Raw genomic sequence first — 16,496 nt, forward strand, 5'->3', positions numbered from 1 at the left:
CCGCTCAGCCGCGCTGGAACGCCACGCGTTCCGGTTCGTGCACGCCGAAGCCCTGGGCATAGTCCACGCCCATCCCGCGCAAGGCCTCGCGCTGGGCGTCGTCGGTCACCCACTCGGCGATCACCGCGAGCCCGCGCTGGTGCCCGATCTCGGTGATCGCGCCCACGATCGCCTGGCTCATCGGGTCGGACATCAGGTCGCGGATGAAGCTGCCGTCGATCTTGATCATGTCCACCGGCAGGTTCTTCAGGTAGGCGAACGAGGACATGCCGGCGCCGAAGTCGTCGAGCGCGATCCTGCAGCCGACCTCGCGCAGCTGGCCGATGAAACGCCCGACCTGCGCGAGGTTGCGCACCGCCGCGGTCTCGGTGATCTCGAAGCACAGCGCCTGCGGCGGCACCGCATGGGCGCGGATCTGCTCCAGCACGTGCGGAACCAGGGTCTCGTCCTCGATGGTGGTGGCCGAGAGGTTGATCGCGCACATCCGCACCGGTGCACCGCTACGGTGCAGGGCGGCGAAATTGGCCAGGGCGGTGTCGATCACCCAGCGGTCGAGCGCCGGCGCCAGGCCGTAACGCTCGGCCGCGGCGATGAACGCCCCCGGCATCACCACCTGCCCCTGCTCGTCGCGCATGCGGAGCAGCAGTTCGATGTGCGGACCGGCGCTGTCGGCGGCGGGATGCAGCGGCACCAGCTCCTGGTAGTCGAGCAGCAGGCGACCTTCCTGCAGCGCCCAGCGCAGGCGGTTCACCCACTCCATCTCGTCGCGGCGGCGCCGGCTCTCGTCGTCCTGCTCGGAATACATGTGGACGCGGTTGCGCCCCCCCTCCTTGGCCAGGTAGCAGGCGGTGTCGGCGCGCGCGAACATCTCCTGCAGCGAACCGGGATGGTCGAGCAGCACCACACCGATGCTGGCGCTGATCGGGTAGGTGCGCTGTTCCCAGGCGAACACGTAGCCGTCGATGCATTCGCGCAGGCGCTCGGCCAGGCGCCGGGCCACCGGCTCGTCGGCGTGCATCGCCAGCACCCCGAACTCGTCGCCGCCCAGGCGCGCAAGCACGTCGCCCACCCGCAATTGCTCGCGGAACAGGTTGGCGAGCTGGGCCAGGAGCTGGTCGCCGGCCACATGCCCGGAGGTGTCATTGATCAGCTTGAACTGGTCGAGGTCGAGGTACAGCAGCGCAGCGGGCTGCCCTCCCGCCTGGAGCGCAGCCAGCGCCTGGGCCACGCGCCGCTCGAACTCGCGCCGGTTGAACAGACCGGTGAGGGCGTCGTGGGTGGCCTGGTAGCTGAGCAGCTCGCTGAGCTGGCGCTGCTCGGAGACGTCGGCGGCGACCATCAGCAGCATCGCACGGCCGTCCAGGGCAATGTCGGAGATCGAGACGTTGGCCCAGAAGCGGTCGCCGTTGACGCTGCGCAGCACGGTCTCGGTGTTGGCGAAGGCGGCGCGCTCGACGCTGCCCACGTGCCCGCGCAGCACCGGATCCTCGAACAGATCCGGCAGCGAAGCGCCTTGCACGCCCTCGCCGAGGCGGTTGCGCGCGGCCTGGTTGGCGTAGACCACCTGCCCGCCCTCGCCATCGGCCATCAGCACCAGCGCCGGCAGCAATTCGTTGAGGGCGCGGAAACGTTCCTCGCTGCTGCGGTAGCGACGGCTCATGCCTTCGGCGAGCTGCAGCGCGCGCAGGCGGGTGGTGGCGACCGACCACACCAGCAGCGCGAGCAACCCGCTGGCCAGCGTGCCGGCCAGCAGCAGCAGCCACGGCATGGCCGTCGCGGCCCGCGCCGCGACCGGCCAGGCGCGCATCCGCCAGACGCGCCCGCCATAGGCCAGCTCGCGGCTCCACAGCGGCGTCGCGCCGCGCACCTCGGCGTGCGGGTTCGAGTCGTACAGGCGCACTCCGGCCTGCGTATCCTCGACCACGATGCGCAGCTCTCCGTCGCCGTCCGCCAGGGCGCTGCCGATCAGCGGCTGCAGCCGGAACGAAACCGCCAGGCTGCCGCGTTCGCGCCGACGGCGCTCGGCCACGTCGCGCGGCGGCGGACCGGGGGTGAACACCGGCAGGCGCAGGGTCACCCCGTCGGGCGGCTCGTCCGGCCGCTGCTGCACCAGCCGGAACGGCGCCGACAGGGACGGCTCGTCGCTGTCGCGCGCGCGCAGCACGGCGGCGAAGTTCTCCGGCTGGGTGCGCACGTCCAGCCCGACCAGGACCGCGTTCGGCTCCGCCGGCGCGACCAGGCGGATGAGGTAATGCACACCGTCCGCGCGTCGCTCGAGCTCGGCGAAGGCGATCGCCTGCAGCCCGGGAAAGCGGTTGCGGGGTTGCAGGTTGCGCACCAGATGCTCGAACTCGCCGGCCGTGACTTTCTCCGAGGCCAGGAACACCGTCTGCACCGCGCGCAGCAACCACTCGCACGCGTGCAGCTGCTGCTCCAGCGCGCGGAAACCGTGTTCGGCGGCCTCCACCAGGATCCGCGCCTGCTCCCGCCGCGCCTCGCGGTACTGGGCGCCCGCCGCCCAGGCGGTGAGCGCCAGGCCGAACAGCAGCGCAAGCAGGCTCCAGGCCCAGGCCGGGGCCCCGAACGTGCGTGCGCCCGCCTGCGTGGCGGCGTCGAATCGGTCAGAATCCTCGGACTCCCTCACGCCCGGCCACCCTCATGAACAGTGTCGAATGGTCGTCCCTCTACCGTGACCACCTGGCCCAGCTGCAAGCGCGCGCCGACGAGGCGCTGGCGCGCGGCCGCTTCGATCATCTCGTGGTCCCCAGCGGCCGCCTGCACTACCAGGTCTTCGACGACCGCGACTACCCCTATGCGGTCAACCCGCAGTTCAAGGCCTGGGTACCGCTGACCAAGGTCCCGGACAGCTGGCTCGTGTACACGCCGGGCCGGCGCCCCCGGGTCGTCTACCACCAGCCGTTCGATTACTGGCATGCGGTCCCCGCCGCACCCGGCGGCTGGTGGGTGGATCACGTGGAGGTGGCCATCATCCGCAAGCCCGAGGACGCATTGCAATACCTGCCGCCGGATCCCGCGCGCTGCGCGATCCTGGGCGAGCCGCAGAGCGCGCTCGGCGATTACGTGCCGAACAACCCGGCGCCGGTGCTCGCCTACCTGGACTGGCACCGGGGGTTCAAGACGCCGTACGAGGTCGCGATGATGCGCGAGGCGAGCCGGATCGGCGTGCGCGCGCACCGCGCCGCCGAACGCGCGTTCCGCGCCGGCGCCAGCGAGTTCGGCATCCACCTGGCCTACTGCCAGGCCGCCGGCCAGGACGCGATGGAACTGCCGTACAACAACATCGTCGCGCTCGACGAGCACGGCGCGGTGCTGCATTACACCGAGCGCGACCGGGTGGCACCACGGCCGGCGCGCAGCTTCCTGATCGACGCCGGCGCCGGCTTCCACGGCTACGCCTGCGACATCACCCGCACCTACGCCGCCGACGGGCATGCCGACTTCCAGGCCCTGGTTGACGCGGTGGACGCCGCGCAGCGGGTCATGTGCGACCAGGTCCGTGCCGGCACCGACTACCGCCGCATCCACCTCGACGCGCACCTGGCGCTGGCACGCATCCTGCACGAGTTCGACCTGATCACGGTGTCGCCGGAGGTCGCGGTCGAGACCGGGGTGAGCAGCGCGTTCTTCCCGCATGGCATCGGCCACGGCATCGGCCTGCAGGTGCACGACGTGGCCGGTTTCGCCGAGAGCGACCGCGGCGGCACCATCCCCAAGCCCGACGGCCACCCGTACCTGCGCCTGACCCGCACCCTCGCCCCGGGCATGGTGGTGACCATCGAGCCCGGCATCTACTTCATTGACATGCTGCTCGAGGCGCTGAAGGACAGGGGCCTTGGGCCGAGCGTGAACTGGGAGCGGGTGGAAGCGTTCCGGCCCTATGGCGGGGTGCGCATCGAGGACGACGTGGTGTGCACGGAAGCCGAGCCGGTGAACCTGACGCGCGAGGCGTTCGCCGCTCAGGCCTGAGCGGCGCTCGCCATGAACGCCTCGATCTCGTCCGCGCTGCGGGCGAGGCCCTCGGTCAGCACACGGTGGCCGTCGGCGGTGACCAGCACGTCGTCCTCGATCCGGATGCCGATGCCGCGCCACTTCGCCGCCACGGTCTTGTCGTCGGGCGCGACGTACAGGCCGGGCTCGACGGTGAACACCATCCCCGGCTCGAGCAGGCGCGACTGGCCGTCGAGGCGGTATTCGCCCACGTCGTGCACGTCCAGGCCGAGCCAGTGCCCGGTCTTGTGCCGGGTGAAGCGCTTGTAGCTGCCGTCGGCGAGGATCTTCTCCAGCCGCCCCTTGAGCAGGCCGAGCCGGAGCAGGCCTTCGGCCAGCGTCGCCACCGCGGCCTCATGCATCGCCTCGTACGGCACCCCGGGACGGGCCTGCGCCAGCGCGGCCTGCTGCGCCCGCAGCACCAGGTCGTGCAGCGCGCGCTGTTCCTTGCCGAAACGGCCGTTGACGGGAAAGGTCCGGGTGATGTCGGCGGCGTAGCCCTGGTACTCGGCGCCGGCGTCCACCAGCACCAGTTCGCCGTCCTTCGCCCGCGCGCTGTTGGCGCGGTAGTGCAGCACGCAGGCATTGGCGCCGGCGCCGACGATGCACGGATACGCGGGCTCGGCGCCGTGGCGGCGGAATTCGCGTTCGAGCTCGGCCTGCAGTTCGTGTTCGCGCATGCCCGGCCGCGCCGCGCGCATCGCCGCCGCGTGCGCGGCGACGCTGATGTCGGCGGCGCGCTGCATCAGCTTGAGTTCGTCGCGGTCCTTGAACAGGCGCAGCTCGTCGAGCAGGTGGCCGAGCTCGAGGAACTCGTGCGGCGGTTGCGCACCCTGCCGCACCAGCGCGCGCACGCGGTTGAGCCAGCCGATCAGCTTGAGGTCGAACTCGGCGTCGCGGCCGAGGTGGTAGTACACGCGCGAACGGCCCTCGAGCAGGCCGGGCAGGATGTCGTCGAGGTCGGCGATCGGGTAGGCGTCGTCGAGGCCGAACGCCTCGACCGCGCCCTCCGGGCCGTGGCGCGGGCCGTCCCAGCCCTCGCGCTCGGGGTCGCGCTCGCGGCAGAACAGGATGGTTTCGCCGTGCGCGCGTCCTGGCACCAGCACCAGTACCGCCTCGGGCTCGGGGAAACCGCACAGGTACAGCAGGTCGGAGTCCTGCCGGTAGGGGTAGTGGGTGTCGCGGCTGCGGATCCGCTCGGGTGCGGCCGGCACGATCACGATCGCATCCTCGCCGGCCATGCGCATCAGCTGCCGGCGGCGGCGGGCATAGGTGCGGACGGGGATCGTGAGCGGCCGGTCCATCAGTTCAGCCGCCCGCGGTGACGCGCACCCAGCACGCAGTCGCCGTGGATCAGCAACGCGGCCACGCGCACGAATTCCTCGAGTTCGGCGAGCGCGTCCTCGTCCTCCTCGTCGCCCTCGTCCTGGGGCACGGCCCGGGCCAGCCGGGCCAGATCCTCGAGCGCCTCGCGGCTCTCCTCGGACAACGGCGGGCTGGCACCGGCGGCGAGCCCGAACCCGCCGAGGAAGCCGCGGCACCACTCGAACAGCGCGCCGCTGCGCTCGCCCAGAGTGGCCTCGGCCGCGGGCAGCAACAGCTCGAAGCCGAAGCCGCGATCCTCGAACTGGGCCCGGCTGGCCTCGCCGAGCGCGGCCAGGGCGCTGCCGGCGGCCACCGGCGCCAGGCCGGGATCGGCCAGCACCCGGCCCAGCCAGTCGGCGCCGGCCTCGCCGCCTCCGGCCAGCCAGCCGCACAGGGCGCCGTGCAGTTCGGCAGGAGTGGAAGCCAGGCGCAGCGCGGCGAGTTCGGCGGCCACGGCCGACCAGGACGGGACAGGGGTTTCGAGCACGGGGAAGCGGAACGGCGACGGACGGCGGCAGTGTAGCAACCGTGCGGCGGGCGGCGCTTGTTGCGCGCGCGCGCGCATGCCTACACTGCGATTCGACACGCCAGTCCCGGGTGCTTGTGCGCGTTCTGCTCTCCATCGGCCAGCTTCGGCCTTGGCTCCGGCGTGCGCCCCGCGCGGCGGCATGGCTCCTGCTCCTGGTCATCGCTCAGCCGCTCGCGGCCGCCACCCGCGACTTCCATTTCCTGCCCCTCGCCGCCGATCACGGCCTCGCCCAGCACACCGTCACCGCCCTGGCCCAGGATGCGCAGGGCTTCGTCTGGGTCGGCACCCAGGGCGGCCTGCACCGTTTCGACGGCCAGCGCTACCGGGTGCTCCGCCACGACCCGCGCGATCCCGGCAGCCTCCCGGAAAGCTACGTCACCGCCCTTGCCGCCGAACCGAGCGCGCTATGGATCGGCACCTATTCGCAGTCGGTGGCGCGCCTGGATCTGCGCACGGGACGCATCCGCCGCTACCCGCCACCCGGCCACGAGCCGCTGCCGGTACTGGCGTTGCTGGCTCACGGCGGGCGCGTCTGGGTCGGCACCGCGTTTGGCCTGGAACGGCTCGATCCGCACACCGGCGGACGCGAGCGCGTGCTGCGCCTGTCCCCGGTGCCCGACCCGCGCGGCCTGCCTGGCCAGGCGCTGCTCGCCGGCACCGATGGTGCGGTGTGGTTCGCCTGCGGTGCAGGGCTGTTCCGGATCGGCCCGCGTGGGGGCATCGAACGGATCGGCCCGGCGGCGGCGATGCGCAGCCTCGCCTTCGACCACCTCGGCCGGCTCTGGATCGGCGGTGCCGACGGCCTGCACCGCCTGCGCGACGACGGCCGCACCCTGCTCCGGATCTGGCCCACCGCCGGCGAGGCCGAGTCGCCCGACGTGCGTGCGATCGTGGAGGCTCCCGATCGCCGCTTCTGGCTCGCCGTCTATCCCGCCGGACTGCGCCGCTTCGACCCGGCCACCGGCACCGTCCAGACACTGCGCGAGATGCCGCTGGTGCCCGCCAGCCTGCCCGAGGACGGCGTCACCGCCCTGCTGCTCGATCGCGGCAACGGCCTGCTGTGGATCGGCGGGCAACTGCGTGGCGCCGCGGTGACCGATCCGCTCGGCACCCGCTTCCGCTACGTGTACGGCTTCGGCCTGCAACAGCACGACCCTTACGGCGAGGACAGCAGCGTCCGCGCCCTGTTCGAGGACGCCACCGGCCAATGGTGGCTCGGCACCGATGGCGGACGCCTGCTGCGGATGCCCGGGCCGGAAGCGCCGGCGGAGGATTTCGGACCACGCCTGGCGGCGCTGCTGCCCCCTGTCGGCGGCGCCCCGCGCGCGGCACTGCGCGTGCTCGCGATCGAACCGGCCGGCAACGACCGGGCCTGGCTCGGCACCAACCGCGGCCTGTTGCTGCTGGATCCTGCCAACCGCGCGCTCAAGCACGTACCGCTGCCACAGGCGCCTGCCCTGGCGATCCGGAGCCTGGCCCGCGACCCGGGCGGCGTATTGTGGATCGGCACCTCGACGCAGGGCCTGCTGCGTTACGACCCGCTGCGCGGCGAGCTGCGGCCGATCGGCCCACCGCAGGCGCGCAACGGCAGCCGCGCGCTGGTGCACGCAGTGCACGTGGACCGGCGCGGACGGGTCTGGTTCGGCACCGCCGCCGGTCTTGGCCTGTATGAGCCCGGCCGCGACCGGCTGCGGCATTTCCGCCACGACCGAACCCGCCCGGATTCGCTCCCCGGCGACATCGTGCGTGCGGTGCGCGAGGGCAGCGACGGCACCCTCTGGCTCGCGACCCACGCCGGCCTGAGCCGCGTGCGCGAGCGCGGCGGAGCCATCGCCTTCGAACATCCGCTGGCCGCGGCGCTCGGCGACGCGCCAGTGCCGGTGGTGTTCGACGTGCGGGAAGCGCCCGCAGGCCGCCTCTGGCTGGCCACCGACGCCGGCGTGCTGCGCTTCCAGCCCGCCTCCGGCGAGATCCGCCGCTACGGCCTGCGCGACGGTCTGCAGGACCTCGAATTCAACGGCGGCGCCACCCTGGTCCTGCGCGATGGCCGGATGCTGTTCGGCGGCATCCGGGGCCTGAACCTGTTCGATCCGCTGCGGATCGAGGACAGCCGCCACATGCCCCCCCTGCGCCTGCTGTCGGTGCGCATTGGCGCGGAAGGCGCCGAGGACTGGCTGTGGTCGCCGCACGCGCGGATCGAGATGGGGGAGGCCGCCGCCATCCTGCGCCTGCGCGTCGGTGCGCTGGATCCGGCCGGCGCGGGCGTGATCCGCTATCGCTACCGCCTCGACGGCTACGACACCGACTGGATCGACAACGGCACCCTCGGCGAGATCACCTACACCCGTCTGCCCGCCGGCAGTTACACCCTGCATGTCCAGGCCACCAACCGCGACGGGATCTGGAATCCAGCCGAACTGCGGCTGCCGCTGCGGGTGACACCGCCGCCGTGGCGGCACCCCCTTGCGTTGGCCGCCTACGCCCTGCTCGCGCTCGCTGTCGTGTCCGGGTTTGGCGTCCTGCTGTGGCGCCAGCGCCGCAGCGAACGCGAGCATCTTCGCCAGCTGCGCGAGCGCGAGGAGCGCCTGACCGTGGCGCTGTGGGCCTCCGGCGAGGAATTCTGGGACTACGATCTGCGCACGCACGTATTGCACCGCCTGCACATTGACGATGCCGGCCGCACCAGCCACGAGTTCGCCGTGACCCGCAGCACCGAGCGCACCCACGAGATCCATCCCGAGGATCTGCCGCGCGTGCGCGACCAGCTGCGCCAGCACCTCCGGGGGCGCTCGTCGCTGTTCGTGTCCGAGCATCGGGTACGCAACGACCAGGGCAGCTGGACCTGGGTCCGCGCCCGCGGCCGCGTGGTCGAACGCGACCCCGCCACCGGCCGCGCCCTGCGCGTGGCCGGCACCTCGCGCGACATCACCCACAGCCGCACGATCGAACGCGAGCGCCGCATCTCCACCGAGGTGCTGCGCAGCATGAGCGAGGCCGTGGTGGTGTTCGACCGCGACTTCCGCTTCGTCTCGGTCAACCCGGCCTTCACCCGCATGTCGGGCTACACCGACGCCGAGGTGCTCGGCCGCTCCACCAGCCTGCTCGACAGCCACCAGCACGACCCCGAGTTCTACCGCCTGATGCGCCAGGAACTCGAGCGCACCGGCCGCTGGTCGGGCGAAATGTGGCAGCAGCGCAAGGACGGCGAGGAGTTTCTGTGCGCGATCGAGAGCAGTGTGGTGCTCGACGCCAACGGCCAGCGCAGCCACTACGTCGCCGTGCTCACCGACATCACCGACAAGAAGCGCGCCGAGCAGGAGCTGCGCTACCTGGCCAACTACGACACCCTGACCAGCCTGCCCAACCGCGCGCTGCTCTCCGAGCGCCTCTCGCGCGCGATCGTGCGCGCGCGCCGGCAGGGCAGCCGGATCGCGGTGCTGTTCCTCGACCTGGACCGCTTCAAGGACATCAACGACTCGCTCGGCCACGCCGCCGGCGACCGCATCCTGCGCGCCGCGGCCGCGCGCCTGCAGCAGACCGTCGGCCCGCAGCACACCGTCGCCCGCCTGGGCGGCGACGAGTTCACCGTGGTGCTGGAGAACATAGACACCGCCGAGGATGCCGAGAAGGTCGCGCGCGAGATCATCACCGCGTTCGAGGCCCCGCTCGACATCGACGACCAGCACGACGTCGCCATCACCCCGTCCATCGGCATCAGCCTCTATCCCGACCACGCCCAGGTGCCGACCGACCTGCTCAAGCACGCCGACACCGCGATGTACCAGGCCAAGGCCGCCGGCCGCCGCACCTACATGCGCTACGACGAGGCCATGGACGTGGCCATCCGCCGCCGCGCCACCATCGCCACCGCGCTGCGCAAGGTGCTCGACCGCAACGAGCTGCGGCTGGTGTTCCAGCCGCGCCTGTCGCTGCCGCAGGCGCGGATCACCGGGGTGGAAGCGCTGCTGCGCTGGTCCAGCCCCGAGCACGGCGAAGTGCCGCCGTCGCTGTTCATCCCCCTGGCCGAGGAAAGCGGCCTGATCCTGGACATCGGCGAATGGGCCCTGCGCGAGGCCTGCCAGACGCTCAAGCGCTGGCGCCAGCACGGCCTGGACCATCTGTCCATCTCGGTCAACGTCTCCGCCCTGCAACTGCTGCGCGGGGACCTGCCCAGCACCGTCGCGCGCGTGCTCGACGAGACCGGCCTGCCCGCGGAGCACCTCGAGCTGGAGCTGACCGAGAGCGTGATCATGGCCAACGCGGCCCACACCGCCAGCACCCTGCGCGCGTTCCGCGACCTCGGCCTGCAGCTGGCGATCGACGACTTCGGCACCGGCTACTCCTCGCTCGCCTACCTCAAGCGGCTGCCGATCAACACGCTCAAGATCGACAAGGAGTTCATCGGCGACCTGACCCGCGACGCCGACGACGAGGCGATCACCAGCACCGTCATCACCATGGCCCACTCGCTGGGCCTGAACGTGGTCGCCGAAGGCGTGGAGGAGGAGGCCCAGGTCCAGTTCCTGCGCCAGCACCGCTGCGACGAGGTCCAGGGCTACTGGCTGTCGGCCCCGCTCGACGCCCACCGCTGCCTGGCCTTCATCCGCACCTGGGCCCCGACCCTGACCGCGGCCACGACTCCCTGAGCGCCGCCCGCGGCGCGCCTTGACCGCCCCCCGCCCCCTGCCTATCGTGCCCCCATGGATCCCGCCGCCGACGTCACCGCCCGCCTGCGTGCCCTCGTCGCCCGCGTCGAGCAGCTGACCGCGCTCGCCCAGCGCCTGGCCGAGGAGAACCGCAGCCTGCGCCAGCAGCAGGAGCAGCTCGCCGCCGAGCGCGCCCAGCTGCTGGCCAAGAACGAGCAGGCGCGCTCGCGCGTGGAGGCGATGATCAGCCGGCTGAAGTCGCTGGAGCAGCACACGTGAGCGAGCCGGTCAGCGTCCGCATCCTCGACCGCGAGTACACCGTCGGCTGCGAGCCCGACGAACGCGACGGCCTGATGGCCGCCGCCAAACTGCTCGACGCGCGCATGCGCGAGCTGCGCGGCAACAACCGCATGGTCGCGCTCGACCGCCTCGCGGTGCTCGCCGCGCTCAACCTCGCCCACGAGCTGCTGCAGCTGCGCGACGACACCGCACGCCGCGAGCGCGAACTCGGCCGCGCCATTGACGACGCGCAACGCCGCATCGACGACCTGTTCGCTGCCGCAGGACAACGCTGAACGCGTCGCGGCGCGCACGCCGGCAGCAGGACCCCGACGAATGGACTTGGCACGCGCGGCACGCGCGCTATACTTTCGCCGCGTCCTCTGCTGTGCCGACGGCGCGCGCAAACATTCGCCTTGTCCCTTAACGACGACCATGGGGATGCAGCGGATGCCGGGTGAGCAGGTCCGCCACGAGCGGAAAGCCCGAAGGCAGCCAAGCCTCCCCACTTGAACCTCGGGTTCAAGGTCGTTTCGCGCGCATCGTCACGGCGGAGGATGTCTTTTTTCCGGGCGGCTACACTGCGTGCCCGTCCCCGTCGCCGCCCGCCCCGCCGCATGGACCAAGACGCGCGCACCGCCCTGCGCCGCAGCCTGCGCGAACGCCGCCGCGCCATTCCGGCCGCGGCGCGGCTCGCCGCCGCCGAAGCGCTGGCCGCACGCCTGCTCGCGCTGCCGTTCGCCCCCCAGTCCGGCCACGTCGCCGGCTACTGGGCCATGGACGGCGAGATCGCGCTGCACGTGTGGCAACTGCGCCTGCCGCCCGGCTGCGTGTACTGCCTGCCGGTGCTGCACGCGGACGGCCGCCTGCGCTTCGCGCCCTGGCGCCCCGGCGATCCCCTGGTCGCCAACCGCCACGGCATCCCCGAGCCCGACCTCGCCCCGGAGTCGCTGCTGCGGCCGGAGGACATGCAGCTGGTGGTGCTGCCGCTGGTGGGCTTCGACGCCCGCGGCCACCGGCTCGGCATGGGCGGCGGCTGGTACGATCGCAGCTTCGCGTTCCGCCGCGAGCGCCCGGCCCCGCCGTGGCTGGTCGGCGCCGCGTTCGCCGCGCAGCAGGTCGAGGCGCTCGCACCCCGCGACTGGGACGTGGCGCTGGACGCGGTCTGCAGCGAACAGGACACCCTTCTGCCCCCGATCCCGGCATGAGCAAGACGCGCCGCCACTGGCTGATGAAATCCGAGCCCGACGCGTTCTCGATCGACGACCTCGCCCGGGTCGGCACCGAGCCGTGGACCGGCGTGCGCAATTACCAGGCGCGCAACTTCATGCGCCAGATGCGCATCGGCGACGGCGTGCTGTTCTACCACTCCAGTTGCGCCGAGCCCGGCATCGTCGGCATCGCCCGGGTCGCGAGCGAGGCCTATCCCGACCCCACCCAGTTCGACCCGCAGTCGGACTACCACGACCCCAAGAGCACGCGCGAACAGCCGCGCTGGGACCTGGTGGACGTGGCCTTCGAACGCAAGCTGCGCCGCACCCTCCCGCTCGAGGAGATCCGGCGCCACGCCGACGCCCTCGGCGAGGACTTCGCCCTGCTCCGCCGCGGCAACCGCCTGTCCGTGATGCCGGTGACGCCGGCGCAATGGCGGCTGCTGCTGTCCCTCGAATGACGGATTCCCGCCCATGACCGAAGCCAAGCGCCTGGCCGCCGAAAAGGCCCTCGAATACGTCGCCGACGGCATGATCGTCGGCGTCGGCACCGGCTCCACCGTGACCTACTTCATCGACGGCCTGGCCCGCTTCCGCGACCGCATCGCCGGCGCGGTGTCCAGCTCCGAGCAGAGCACGCAACGCCTGCGCGCGCACGGCATCGAGGTGCTCGACCTCAACGCCACCGGTCCGCTGCCGCTGTACGTGGACGGCGCCGACGAGTGCGACCCGCACAAGCGCCTGATCAAGGGCGGCGGCGCCGCGCTCACCCGCGAGAAGATCATCGCCGAGGCCAGCGAACGCTTCGTCTGCATCATCGACCCGAGCAAGCGCGTGGACGTGCTCGGCCGCTTCCCGCTGCCGGTGGAGGTGATCCCGATGGCGCGCAGCCTGGTCGCGCGCGAGATCCTGCGCCTGACCGGCGGCCAGCCGGTATGGCGCGACGGCGTGGTCACCGACAACGGCAACTGGATCCTCGACGTCCACCACCTCGCCATCACCGATCCGGTCGGCATGGAACGCGAGCTCAACCAGATCCCCGGCGTGGTCAGCGTCGGCCTGTTCGCGCGCCGCCCGGCCGACGTCGTGATCGTCGGCGGGGAGCCGCCGCAGGTGCTCTGATCGCCACCGCTCCCGATGCGGCGAGGGCGCGGCCCTCTGCCTGCGGATGAGGCACGTCTCAACTGCGGAGACACGCTTCCGGGAGACTGTGGACGTCGCATCCGCCGCTGCGACGCGGCGGCGCGATACTGGTTCCCCGCGCGTGGACCGCCGCCGTGACCCTGCGCTGCCTGTTCGTGGATTTCGATTCGTACTTCGCCTCGGTCGAACAGTACGACGAACCACGCCTGCGTGGCCGCCCGGTCGGTGTGGTGCCGGTGATGGCGCCCACCACCTGCTGCATCGCCGCCAGCTACGAAGCCAAGGCCCATGGCGTGAAGACCGGCACTCCGGTGCGGGAAGCACTCGAACGCTGCCCGGACCTGATGCTGGTGCAGGCGCGCCCGGCGCGTTACGTCGAGCTGCACCACCGGCTGATGGCGGCGATCCAGGACTGCATCCCCCACGAGGCGCCGCTGTCCATCGACGAGGTGCCGTGCCGCCTGATCGGCCGCGAGCGCGAACGCGCCAACGCCGAGGCGATCGCGCGCCGGATCAAGCAGACCCTGGCCGAACGCGGCTTCAGTCCCGCGATCCGCTGCTCGATCGGCATCGCCCCGAACCGGTTCCTGGCCAAGACCGCCTCCGACATGCACAAGCCGGACGGGCTGACCGTGATCGAACAGGGCGACCTGCCGCACGCCCTGCATGGCCTCGACCTGCGCGACCTGTGCGGCATCGGTCCCTCGATGGAGCAGCGCCTGCACCGCGCCGGCATCCGCACCGTCGCCCAGCTCACCGCCGCCACCCGTGAGCACCTGCGCGCCGCCTGGGGCAGCCGCGAGGGCGAACGCTACTGGCTGCTGCTGCGCGGCCACGACGTCCCCGAGCGCGCCACCCGGCGCGGCTCGATCGGCCACTCGCACGTGCTCGGGCCCGAACTGCGCAGCTTCGAGGGCGCGCGCAGCGTGCTGGTCAAGCTGCTGGCCAAGGCCGCGATGCGGCTGCGCCACGAGGGCTACCTCGCCGCCGGCATGGCGATCCGGATCCGTTTCGTCGGTCTCGACGCCCGCTTCGAGCGCGACCTGTCCTTCGCCCCGCTCGACGACACCCCGACCCTGCTGCACCTGCTCGGCGAGCAGCTCGGCGCGCTCGAGCGCGCCCGCCGGCGCGGCCGCTGGGATCCGCGCCGGCACCCACCGCTGTCGGTCGCGGTCACGCTGGTCAATCTCGAGCCCGCCGGCAGCGTCACCGGCGCGCTGCTCGACGCCCGCGACCGCAACCGCCGCACGAGTGCGGTGCTCGACCGCATCAACCGCCGTTACGGCAACAACGCCATGTACTTCGGCTCGATGCAGAAAGCGCTCGCGCACGAGGCCGCGCCGATGCGGATCCCGTTCTCCAAGATCCCCGAGGTCCCGCTCGAGGAGGACGTGGCCCCGCACCGCCACGCCGGGACGCAGGAGCTCGACGCGGCCCACACGCTGTGGCTGCTGCGCGAGCGCCAGTTCAAGGTCCTCGCCGAAGCCGCGCACCGCGACGCCCGCACCCGCCGCGGCGCCACGCCGGCCGGCGCGCAGCCCAAAGCCGGCGCCGGCGGCTGGCAACCCGCGCGTCCCGCCCCGAAGCCTTCCGAGCAGCCGACGCTGTTCTGACCGCGGCCGCGGCTGCCGCCTGCTGCGGCTTGGTTGCCGCGGCACGACCGGTTTGCGTTCCGCCGGCCCAAAGAAAACCCCGCCATGGTGTGGCGGGGTTTTGGGGATAAGGCCCTGGCGATGACCTACTCTTGCATGCGGATGCACACTACCATCGGCGCGGTTGCGTTTCACTTCCGAGTTCGGGATGGGATCGGGTGGTGCCACAACGCTATGGTCGCCAGGGAGGGGGTGGAGGGTCGCGGGTCTGGGGCCGCGCCGCCTCGCATGGGGTGGGACGTAGCGAACGAGGAAGGCCTCGACGTGTGGTGTGAGGCTGTGGTCGGACGTGTGGGGTCCGGCCGAGTTGGCTTGGAGTGATATGGTCAAGCCGCACGGATCATTAGTACAGGTTAGCTCAACGCATTGCTGCGCTTACACACCCTGCCTATCAACCACCTGGTCTTGATGGTTCCTTGAGGGGACTTGTGTCCCGGGAGATCTCATCTTGGGGCGCGCTTCCCGCTTAGATGCTTTCAGCGGTTATCGCTTCCGAACATAGCTACCCGGCAGTGCCACTGGCGTGACAACCGGAACACCAGAGGTTCGTCCACTCCGGTCCTCTCGTACTAGGAGCAGCCCCCCTCAAATCTCCAACGCCCACGACAGATAGGGACCGAACTGTCTCACGACGTTCTGAACCCAGCTCGCGTACCACTTTAAATGGCGAACAGCCATACCCTTGGGACCGACTACAGCCCCAGGATGTGATGAGCCGACATCGAGGTGCCAAACACCGCCGTCGATATGAACTCTTGGGCGGTATCAGCCTGTTATCCCCGGAGTACCTTTTATCCGTTGAGCGATGGCCCTTCCATACAGAACCACCGGATCACTAAGACCTACTTTCGTACCTGCTTGATCCGTCGATCTTGCAGTCAAGCACGCTTATGCCTTTGCACACAGTGCGCGATGTCCGACCGCGCTGAGCGTACCTTCGTGCTCCTCCGTTACGCTTTGGGAGGAGACCGCCCCAGTCAAACTACCCACCATACACGGTCCCCGACCCGGATCACGGGCCCAGGTTAGAACGTCAAGCACATCAGGGTGGTATTTCAAGGTTGGCTCCACGCAAGCTGGCGCCTGCGCTTCACAGCCTCCCACCTATCCTACACAGACGAACTCAACGTTCAGTGTAAAGCTGTAGTAAAGGTTCACGGGGTCTTTCCGTCTTGCCGCGGGAACGCTGCATCTTCACAGCGATTTCAATTTCACTGAGCCTTGGGTGGAGACAGCGCCGCTGTCGTTACGCCATTCGTGCAGGTCGGAACTTACCCGACAAGGAATTTCGCTACCTTAGGACCGTTATAGTTACGGCCGCCGTTTACTGGGGCTTCGATCAAGAGCTTCGCCTTGCGGCTGACCCCATCACTTAACCTTCCAGCACCGGGCAGGCGTCACACCCTATACGTCCACTTTCGTGTTTGCAGAGTGCTGTGTTTTTGATAAACAGTCGCAGCGGCCTGGTCACTGCGGCCCCTCGGTGCCCAGCCACGCACGTGGCCACACCAAGGGGCGCACCTTCTCCCGAAGTTACGGTGCCATGTTGCCTAGTTCCTTCACCCAAGTTCTCTCAAGCGCCTGAGAATTCTCATCCTGCCCACCTGTGTCGGTTTTCGGTACGGTCTGCGTCAGCTGAAGCTTAGGGGCTTTTCCTGGAAGC

At 70.8% G+C, this 16,496-nt stretch carries 11 protein-coding genes, 2 rRNA genes and 1 other RNA gene (1 of these 14 cut by a window edge); 9 read left to right on the top strand and 5 right to left on the bottom strand.

The window, feature by feature from the left end:
* Positions 1–4: 4 nt before the first annotated feature.
* A complete protein-coding gene (locus FPV26_RS04885; RefSeq protein WP_246109209.1) occupies positions 5–2,644 on the bottom strand; it encodes a bifunctional diguanylate cyclase/phosphodiesterase in 2,640 nt (879 codons plus the stop codon).
* A gap of 14 nt (positions 2,645–2,658) precedes the next feature.
* Between FPV26_RS04885 and pepQ the strand changes: the two genes are divergently transcribed.
* Positions 2,659–3,987 (top strand): Xaa-Pro dipeptidase, encoded by a 1,329-nt coding sequence (gene pepQ / locus FPV26_RS04890; protein ID WP_147652597.1) that lies wholly within the window; start codon positions 2,659–2,661, stop codon positions 3,985–3,987.
* On the opposite strand, the gene FPV26_RS04895 is transcribed toward pepQ, so the two are convergent.
* Both FPV26_RS04895 and FPV26_RS04900 read right to left on the bottom strand, forming a co-directional pair.
* A complete protein-coding gene (locus FPV26_RS04895; protein WP_147652598.1) occupies positions 3,978–5,312 on the bottom strand; it encodes an aminopeptidase P N-terminal domain-containing protein in 1,335 nt (444 codons plus the stop codon). The genes pepQ and FPV26_RS04895 overlap by 10 nt on opposite strands.
* The gene (locus tag FPV26_RS04900) at positions 5,312–5,860 is read right to left on the bottom strand and encodes a UPF0149 family protein (RefSeq protein WP_246109210.1); all 549 of its coding nucleotides are present in this window, start codon (positions 5,858–5,860) and stop codon (positions 5,312–5,314) included. The genes FPV26_RS04895 and FPV26_RS04900 overlap by 1 nt, the downstream gene beginning before the upstream one ends.
* A 116-nt stretch (positions 5,861–5,976) precedes the next feature.
* Between FPV26_RS04900 and FPV26_RS04905 the strand changes: the two genes are divergently transcribed.
* The 8 genes from FPV26_RS04905 (at position 5,977) to FPV26_RS04940 (ending at position 14,794) form a co-directional block, all read left to right on the top strand.
* Positions 5,977–10,548 carry an EAL domain-containing protein gene (locus FPV26_RS04905; RefSeq protein WP_181952558.1) on the top strand — a complete coding sequence of 1,524 codons (4,572 nt, stop codon included), beginning with the start codon at positions 5,977–5,979 and terminating at the stop codon, positions 10,546–10,548.
* 54 nt (positions 10,549–10,602) lie between these two features.
* On the top strand, positions 10,603–10,827 hold the full coding sequence (locus tag FPV26_RS04910) for a TIGR02449 family protein (RefSeq protein WP_147652601.1): 225 nt from the start codon (positions 10,603–10,605) through the stop codon (positions 10,825–10,827).
* Entirely contained in the window at positions 10,824–11,123 is a 300-nt protein-coding gene (locus FPV26_RS04915) for a cell division protein ZapA (protein ID WP_147652602.1), read from the top strand. The genes FPV26_RS04910 and FPV26_RS04915 overlap by 4 nt, the downstream gene beginning before the upstream one ends.
* An 81-nt stretch (positions 11,124–11,204) precedes the next feature.
* Positions 11,205–11,388, top strand: a non-coding RNA gene (ssrS, locus tag FPV26_RS04920) — 6S RNA.
* A 56-nt stretch (positions 11,389–11,444) separates the two neighbouring features.
* Entirely contained in the window at positions 11,445–12,035 is a 591-nt protein-coding gene (locus FPV26_RS04925; protein ID WP_147652603.1) for a 5-formyltetrahydrofolate cyclo-ligase, read from the top strand.
* On the top strand, positions 12,032–12,499 hold the full coding sequence (locus FPV26_RS04930; protein ID WP_147652604.1) for an EVE domain-containing protein: 468 nt from the start codon (positions 12,032–12,034) through the stop codon (positions 12,497–12,499). The genes FPV26_RS04925 and FPV26_RS04930 overlap by 4 nt, the downstream gene beginning before the upstream one ends.
* Before the next feature lie 13 nt (positions 12,500–12,512).
* Positions 12,513–13,160, top strand: a complete 648-nt coding sequence (gene rpiA, locus FPV26_RS04935; RefSeq protein ID WP_147652605.1) for a ribose-5-phosphate isomerase RpiA — start codon at positions 12,513–12,515, stop codon at positions 13,158–13,160.
* Between the two features lie 155 nt (positions 13,161–13,315).
* The gene (locus tag FPV26_RS04940; RefSeq protein ID WP_147652606.1) at positions 13,316–14,794 is read left to right on the top strand and encodes a DNA polymerase Y family protein; all 1,479 of its coding nucleotides are present in this window, start codon (positions 13,316–13,318) and stop codon (positions 14,792–14,794) included.
* A gap of 112 nt (positions 14,795–14,906) precedes the next feature.
* Here FPV26_RS04940 and rrf read toward each other — a convergent pair.
* Together rrf and FPV26_RS04950 are read right to left on the bottom strand one after the other, a co-directional pair.
* A 5S ribosomal RNA gene (rrf, locus tag FPV26_RS04945) occupies positions 14,907–15,019 on the bottom strand.
* Positions 15,020–15,155: 136 nt separating this feature from the next.
* Positions 15,156–16,496: ribosomal RNA gene (locus tag FPV26_RS04950) — 23S ribosomal RNA — on the bottom strand (it continues 1,597 nt past the right edge of the window).

This window comes from Vulcaniibacterium gelatinicum, from assembly GCF_008033445.1.
GTDB classification, from domain to species: domain Bacteria; phylum Pseudomonadota; class Gammaproteobacteria; order Xanthomonadales; family Xanthomonadaceae; genus Vulcaniibacterium_B; species Vulcaniibacterium_B gelatinicum.

What these genes read in the sequence shown, in the direction of transcription:
- pepQ (WP_147652597.1), top strand. Translation starts at nt 2,659, where the DNA reads ATGAACAGTGTCGAATGGTCGTCCCTCTACCGTGACCACCTGGCCCAG.
- FPV26_RS04895 (WP_147652598.1), bottom strand. Translation starts at nt 5,312, where the DNA reads ATGGACCGGCCGCTCACGATCCCCGTCCGCACCTATGCCCGCCGCCGC.
- FPV26_RS04910 (WP_147652601.1), top strand. Translation starts at nt 10,603, where the DNA reads ATGGATCCCGCCGCCGACGTCACCGCCCGCCTGCGTGCCCTCGTCGCC.
- FPV26_RS04925 (WP_147652603.1), top strand. Translation starts at nt 11,445, where the DNA reads ATGGACCAAGACGCGCGCACCGCCCTGCGCCGCAGCCTGCGCGAACGC.
- FPV26_RS04930 (WP_147652604.1), top strand. Translation starts at nt 12,032, where the DNA reads ATGAGCAAGACGCGCCGCCACTGGCTGATGAAATCCGAGCCCGACGCG.
- rpiA (WP_147652605.1), top strand. Translation starts at nt 12,513, where the DNA reads ATGACCGAAGCCAAGCGCCTGGCCGCCGAAAAGGCCCTCGAATACGTC.